The sequence below is a fragment of the Kitasatospora sp. NPDC047058 genome (assembly GCF_040643935.1).
In the GTDB taxonomy this organism is placed as follows: domain Bacteria; phylum Actinomycetota; class Actinomycetes; order Streptomycetales; family Streptomycetaceae; genus Kitasatospora.
Map to the genome: position 1 here is coordinate 1 of NZ_JBEYVJ010000950.1, position 1,093 is coordinate 1,093.

1 protein-coding gene and 2 pseudogenes are annotated in these 1,093 nt (G+C 71.1%); 1 reads left to right on the top strand and 2 read right to left on the bottom strand.

Features of this window, described 5'->3' with window-relative positions:
• Positions 1–99 precede the first annotated feature (99 nt).
• Positions 100–255: pseudogene (locus ABZ885_RS41855) on the top strand (aminoglycoside phosphotransferase family protein); the annotation flags it as partial.
• A gap of 60 nt (positions 256–315) precedes the next feature.
• Here the strand turns inward: ABZ885_RS41855 and ABZ885_RS41860 are convergent.
• Together ABZ885_RS41860 and ABZ885_RS41865 are read right to left on the bottom strand one after the other, a co-directional pair.
• Positions 316–615 (bottom strand): hypothetical protein, encoded by a 300-nt coding sequence (locus ABZ885_RS41860; protein ID WP_360200546.1) that lies wholly within the window; start codon positions 613–615, stop codon positions 316–318.
• A 219-nt stretch (positions 616–834) separates the two neighbouring features.
• Positions 835–1,002: pseudogene (locus ABZ885_RS41865) on the bottom strand (DUF4193 family protein); the annotation flags it as partial.
• Positions 1,003–1,093: the final 91 nt, after the last annotated feature.

Sequence of the window (1,093 nt, forward strand, 5' to 3'; positions counted from 1 at the left end):
CGGATCTCGGCGGCGGTGTAGGTCTGGGTGAGGAGCTGGGCGATCAGGGAGGAGGCCCGCAGGTGCTGGAGCCAGGCCATCACCGAGCGGCGGCGGGGCGACGTCATCGCCGGCTACGGCACCGACGTCGACGTGGACGTGATCCGCGCATGGTGGTCGTTGCGGAGCCTGCTGGTGGTTCGCTGGCTGGTCGAGCACGGCTTCGACCCGTCCGCGCCGGGCTGTGAGATCGACGTGCTGAGATCCCGGCTGTGAGGCTGCGCGGCCGACTGTCACGCCGGCGTTCCGTCGCCTGGTCGATGCGCACGACGCCGGCTACACGCTGACGGGTCCTTCGGAGTCCCGAGGTGGTCGGCGGTCGCTCACGACTGCGCACCGAGCGGCAGGGTGCCCGCCGGTGCCGACCAGCTCGACGGCGGCGCCGGGGACGGAGGTGAGGCTGCGGGAGAACACCACGTGCTTGAGGTGCGGGTAGGCGTCGTCGATTCCGGCCTTGACGCCGATCTCGTACGTGTGGCGGCCTTCGAGCACGGTGTCGAAGTGGGTGCCCTCGGCGGTGACGGACAGGGCGGTACGGGCCGGACCGGGGAGCGTCTCCGGGTACTCGGTGATCACCTGCTCCAGGAGTCCGGGCCGATCGGCCAGAAACCGTCCGGGCCGGTCGGGTCGCCGCCGCCGGGGGCGGCGATGTGGCCGTCCAGGGTAGCGGCGATGAAGTACACGAGCTTGCGCTCGGGTGATCTCCCCGGTGCCGGCCCGACCGGATGCGAAAGGGCGCAATACCCCTCTCGCGTATGCGGGCGGGCTGCGGTCGGTCCTGCCGCTGCTGCGCCCTCAGGACGCGCAGTCGACGCAGATCGGTTGGCCGTTCTTGTCCTCCCCGGCGAGCTGGGAGCGGTGGTGGACCAGGAAGCAGGTCATGCAGGTGAACTCGTCCTGCTGACGGGGCACGACCCGCACCGTGAGTTCCTCACCGGACAGGTCGGCGCCCGGAAGCTCGAGGGGCCGGGCCCGAGCACGAAGGAGAGCAAGGTCATGGGACAGGTGCAGGCCACCACCGAGCGGGTCTACGACGCCACCCCCGAGCGGGTGT